The sequence below is a fragment of the Amycolatopsis rhizosphaerae genome (genome assembly GCF_007713715.1).
In the GTDB taxonomy this organism is placed as follows: domain Bacteria; phylum Actinomycetota; class Actinomycetes; order Mycobacteriales; family Pseudonocardiaceae; genus Amycolatopsis_E; species Amycolatopsis_E rhizosphaerae.
Map to the genome: position 1 here is coordinate 1 of NZ_VJWX01000505.1, position 5173 is coordinate 5173.

Annotated in this window: 6 protein-coding genes and 1 pseudogene; all 7 read right to left on the reverse strand. The window is 73.0% G+C overall.

The genetic code is table 11. The annotated features are described in order from the left end of the window. Positions 1 to 188, reverse strand: a pseudogene (locus FNH05_RS31690) (hypothetical protein); the annotation flags it as partial. Beyond that, positions 185 to 901 carry a 2OG-Fe(II) oxygenase gene (locus FNH05_RS31695; protein WP_144592526.1) on the reverse strand — a complete coding sequence of 239 codons (717 nt, stop codon included), beginning with the start codon at positions 899 to 901 and terminating at the stop codon, positions 185 to 187. The pseudogene FNH05_RS31690 and the gene FNH05_RS31695, both read right to left, overlap by 4 nt. A gap of 49 nt (positions 902 to 950) precedes the next feature. Further along, on the reverse strand, positions 951 to 1568 hold the full coding sequence (locus FNH05_RS31700) for a methylated-DNA--[protein]-cysteine S-methyltransferase (RefSeq protein WP_144592527.1): 618 nt from the start codon (positions 1566 to 1568) through the stop codon (positions 951 to 953). Then, complete coding sequence (locus tag FNH05_RS31705) at positions 1565 to 2062, reverse strand: RNA polymerase sigma factor (RefSeq protein WP_144592528.1); 498 nt, start codon at positions 2060 to 2062, stop codon at positions 1565 to 1567. The genes FNH05_RS31700 and FNH05_RS31705 overlap by 4 nt, the downstream gene beginning before the upstream one ends. A gap of 44 nt (positions 2063 to 2106) precedes the next feature. Continuing rightward, positions 2107 to 3201 carry an alkaline phosphatase family protein gene (locus FNH05_RS31710; protein ID WP_246128062.1) on the reverse strand — a complete coding sequence of 365 codons (1095 nt, stop codon included), beginning with the start codon at positions 3199 to 3201 and terminating at the stop codon, positions 2107 to 2109. A gap of 94 nt (positions 3202 to 3295) precedes the next feature. Beyond that, positions 3296 to 3436, reverse strand: a complete 141-nt coding sequence (locus tag FNH05_RS38440) for a hypothetical protein (RefSeq protein ID WP_186382834.1) — start codon at positions 3434 to 3436, stop codon at positions 3296 to 3298. Between the two features lie 114 nt (positions 3437 to 3550). After that, the coding region (locus tag FNH05_RS31715; protein WP_144592529.1) for an HAD-IC family P-type ATPase at positions 3551 to 5173 on the reverse strand (1623 nt) is incomplete at its 5' end.

The following is a 5173-nucleotide window of genomic DNA, read 5'->3' on the forward strand; positions in this document are numbered from 1 at the left end:
GTCCAGGCCCGTTCGATCCGGGCCGCGTTCGCCCGGGACACCTCGTCCGCGGCGGCCCCGATCACCACGCTCACCGGCCGGGGCCGCATCGCCCGCAGCAGAGCCAGCAGGGTGCCGAGTTCGGCGGAGGTGACCGGGGTGGCGGCGCCCTCCGGCGGCCGGAACCGGGGCAGCGGAGAGCGCTTCACGCGGCGTCGTGGAAGACCAGGCCGAGGGTGTGCCGCAGCCCCGAGCGCACCACCGACACCCCGTGCCGCACCGGCGCCGCCGACCAGCCCCGTGTCGAGGGCACCGGCCGGTCCCGGGTGGTGAACACCAGCCCGTGCCCCTGCGGGATCACCGTCGCGGTCCCCCGCGACTGGGCCCGCAACCGCTGTTCCACCAGCAGGAACTCGCCGCCGGTGTGATCGCGGCCGGGATCGTTGAGGTTGAGCACCACCTGCAGCGGGAACACCCGGTCGCCGTAGAGGTCACGGTGCAGCGCGTTCCAGCCGCCCGCCCGGTACCGCAGCAGGATCGGTGTCGGCTTGTCCTGGCCCGCCGCGTGGCAGTGGTCCAGCCATTCGGCGAGCGAATCGGGCCAGGCGTCGTCCCGGCGCAACCGGGCGGCCCAGTCCCGCGCGACCGGCAGGAGCCGCGGGTACAGCTCCTCCCGCAGCCGCCGCACCGGCTCCGGGAACGGCTCGCGGAAGTACCGGTAGTCCCCGTGGTCGCCGAACCGGTGACGGCGCAGGTTGACCGTGGCGCGGAATCGTTCTGGCTCGTCCCAGAGGGCGATCAGCCCGGCGCATTCGGCGGGCGTGAGCAGGCGCGGGAGCAGCGCGCACCCGGTGGCGTCCAGTTCGGCGGCCACCGCGTCCCAGTCGGCCCCCGCCACCCGTTTCGCGTAGTCGTCGTTCATGTGGCGGCTCCCCGTGCCGTGAGGGGACCCCTCACGGGAAATGCCCGGTTCATGCGGCCTCCTCGAGGGTGAGCAGCGTCTGCTTGGCCTCCGCACCGCCGACATACCCGCCGGGCGAACCGTCCGAACGCACCACGCGGTGGCAGGGGACGACCACCGGCAAAGGATTGGTCGCGCAGGCCGTGCCCACCGCGCGGACCGCCTTCGGGCTGCCTGCCGCCGACGCCACCTGGGCGTAGCTTTCCGTTCTGCCGTAACCGATCCGCGGCAGGTGGGCCAGCACGGCCCGGCGGAAACCCTTGGACAGACGGAAATCCAGCGGCAGCTCGAACTCGCGGCGGCTGCCCGCGAAGTACTCCTCCAGCTGGCGGACCACCTCGTCCAGCCTGTCCGGCGCGTACAGGATCCGCGGGCTCACCGATCCGGCCAAAGTGGACAAAACAGCTTCGTGGTCTTCCCTGGCGTAGGCCACGCGCACCAGACCCTGCTCCGTCGCCGCCAGCAGCAGTTCACCGACCGGCGTGGCGAGGGTGCGGTAGGCCACGTCGAGCACGCCGTCGCGTTCGGCCGCCGCCACCAGCCGCCGGTGCAGCCTGAGGTTCGCGTCCTCGTCGGCCTCCGGCAGGGCGGCGAACAACCGCCGCGCCTCCTCGTCCCTGATCGTCATGATCTCGTCCCTCCCACCTTCGCGGCGTGCCCGTAACCGGCACGCAGGGCCTTGATGCCGTCGGCCGCGGCCCGCCGGGCCGCTTCGGCGGTTCCCCCCAGCAGTCCGGCGATGTCCTGGTAGGGCAGGCCCGCCAGGTAGTGGTAGGCCACCGCCGCGCGCTGCTTGTCCGGAAGGCGCGCCAGCGCGGCCCACAGGTCGCCGTCCCAGGCTTCGGGCCTGCCCGAAGCGCTCGCGCGATCCGGCACCGTCTCCACGGGCACCGGGCGGCGCGCTCTCCGGCGGATCGCGTCGATCGCCTTGCGGTGCGCGATGGTGACCAGCCACGCTTCCACGTTCGCGTCGCCGGGCAGGTCCGGATAGGCCTTCAGCGCGGCCAGGAACGTCTCCGACCAGGCGTCTTCGGCCTCCGCCGGACCCAGCACGGCGCGGCAGACGCGCAGCACCACCGGCCCGTAGGCGCCGACGATCTGCTCGAAAGGTTTCACGCTCACCTCCGGTAGACGCCCCGGACGGCCGGAACGTGAGATCCGGTGATTCAGCGGTTGAACACGTCGCGGCCGAACCCGGTGACCCCGGGGCTCGAGGCATACCCCAGATGCGGCAGGCCGAAGGCGTTCTCGATCGAGGCCAGCAGGCTGTAGTGGTTGTACGGCTGGTCGCTGGTGGTGCCCGGGGCGGTGAACTTCGACAGCACCAGTGCGCCGACCCGGCCGCCACCCGGGCCGAAGATACCCGGCAGGAGCGTGTCGGGGCCGGGTCCCTCGCCGCAGCAGGCGCTCGAATCGGAGCCGGGACCGTCCGACTCGTCGAAGGTGATCACCAGCGTGCCGTCCTGCCGGAACGCGGGGGAGGAGGTGATCACCGGTACCCAGCGGCGAAGCCACGCGTCCGCCGAGACCAGCCCGCCCGGTTCGCCGTCCACACACGGTGCGTCGTGGCCGTCGTGGCACAGGTTCGGGGTGAGGTAGGTCAGGTCGGCGGTGGTGCCGATCGAGGCGAGGTCCGCGGGCAGCACGGAGAGGTCCACGTCGCTGCTGGTGCAGGACGGGCCGTCGAGGATCGAACGGAAGTAGACGAACGGGTTGTGCCGCGCGGCGTACTGGTCACCGGGCTTCGCCTTCTGCGTGTCGTCGAAGGTGCCGATCGCGGGATGGCGGCACGGGGTGCCCATGTCCTCCAGATAGGCCCGCCAGGTGCGGCCCGAGGCGGTCAGCTGGTCCGCCACGGTCGGTACGTCCGCCGGGTACACGCATCCCTGCCCGAGGGCTTGGCCGGGGGCGACGGTGCCGATCCTGGCGAAGTCGCCGTAGAACACGCAGTCGGCCTGGGTGGCGAGATTGGGGCCCTGTCCGGAGATCTGGGCGAGGTAGTTGCCGAGGCTGTTGTGCGCCGTCCCGTAGTACCTGGTGAGCAGCGCGCCCTGGGCGCGCAGCTCCCGGCTCAGATAGGGCGCCGCCGAGCCGGGTCCCCAGGTCTTGTCGTAGCCCTTGTTCTCCAGGTTGACGACGAACAGGTGACCGGCCGCGCCGACGGTCCTGGTGGCCGATGCGGGTGCCGCGGGTGTGGCCGAGGCGAGGGAGAAGGTGGTCAGCAGAGCGGCGAGCGCCATGGCGGTCCGGCGGATGATCACCTCGCGGAGTGTATTCCGTTGTGTGCCCTGCGAAAGGGCCCTGGCACCCTTGACGCCGCACGGCGCGGCGCCACGGAGGCGTCAGGCGGAGGCGTCAGGCGAAGGCGGCGGCACCGCTCGCGGCGGGCCGCGGCTTCGTCGCGGCGACGAAGATTTCCTGCACGACACGCACGATGACGGCCTCAAGCAGCATCATCCCCGCCTTGGCGAGGATCGTGGCGATGAGGTCTGGCATGAGAAAGACTCCTGAACTGCGGCTTTCGTGGCTTGCGGCCCCAGCCTCACGCGCCGGGATGAGAGGCAGGTGGGATGCAGGTGACCAGAAGGTTAACCCGTTCGGAAGCTCTGGTTACTCCGTTCGCCGGACCGGCCGGGGCTGTTGCCCGTGCCACAGCAGCTCCGCGACGGCCGCCGCCACGGTGGTTCCGCCCGCGATCGCCCACTGGTGGGGCAGCAGGGGGCGGCAGCCGAAGAAATGGCTCAACCCGGGCACCTGCACCACCACGGCGAGCGCCCCGAGCGAACCGAGCGCCGCGCCGACCACCAGCGGCGTGCGCCCGCGCAGCGCGATCGTCTGCGCGAGCTGTCCGCCGACCAGGCTGACCAGTGCCGTGGTGGCGGCCTGCCCCGGGGTGCTCACCGGGCGGGCCAGCAGCCAGCCCGCTCCGGCCGCGCCCGCGGTGACCGCGGCCCGGCGGTAGACGTCGCGCAGCAGTGCGCTGCCCAGTGAGGTCTCCGGCCCCTCGGTGAGCAGCTGGTCCGGCGAGACACCGGGTGGCGGGCGGACCGCGACCGCCATCGCGGGCAGCACGTCGGTGAGCAGGTTGACCAGCAGCAGCTGGCGCGCGTTGAGGCCCGCGGCGCCGCCGAACAACCCCGTGGCGACGGTGAAGCCGATTTCGCCGAGGTTGCCGCCGACGAGGATGCCCACGGCTTCCCGCACCGAGGACCACATCGCCCGGCCTTCGATGAGCGCGCTGGTGATGGTTTCGATCCGGTCGTCGGTGACGATGAGGTCGGCCGCCTCGCGGGCGGCGGGGGTGGCCCGGGTGCCGAGCGCGATTCCCACGTGCGCCAGCCGGATCGCGGGGGCGTCGTTGGCCCCGTCGCCGGTCATCGCCACCACCCGGTTCGCCTTCCGCAACTGCCGCACCAGCCGTGCCTTCTGCGACGGGCTGACCCGTGCGAACACGGCGACCCCCGGCAGCACCGCCGCGAGCTGCTCGTCGTCGAGTTCCTCGAGTTCCGCCCCGGTCAGCACCCCGCGCCCATTGATCATGCCGAGTTCCGCGCCGATCGCGGCGGCGGTGCTCGGGTGGTCCCCGGTCACCATCAGCACGTCGACCCCGGCGGAGTGCAACTGGCTCACCGCGGCCGCCGCGGTGCCGCGGATGGGGTCGGCGAGCGCGAGCAGGCCCCGCAGTTCCAGGCGCCCCACCCGCTCGTCGTCGAGGTCGGCCCGGTCGGAAGCGGGCCGCTCGCCCACCGCCAGCACCCGGTGGCCCTTCCGGGCCAGCCGCTCGATCTCGGCCTCGACCCGCCGCCGGGCGGCCCCGTCGAAGGGGGCGCCGCGCCAGTGGGTGCACCGGGCGAGCAGCACCTCGGGCGCGCCCTTGACGCTGAGCAGCAGGCCGTCCGCGTGCCGGGTCAGCGTCGCGTGGTAGCCCCGTGCCGGTTCGAACGCGATCTCGGCCACCCAGGACAGGCCCGCCACCTCGTCGTGCGGGCCGATGCCGATGCGGCGCGCCCCGTCGAGCACCGCGCGGTCGGTGGGGTGCGGCACCCCGCCTTCCCCCTCCCGCCACGGGCTGGCCCGCACCGCGGCGGCCAGCACGGCCCGCATCCCGTCGCCCAGCGCGCCGATCTCTTCGTCGGTGGCGCCGTCGGACACGCGTCTGAGGGTGATCCTGCCTTCGGTGAGGGTGCCGGTCTTGTCGAAGCACAGCACGTCGACCCGGCCTAGCGCTTCGAT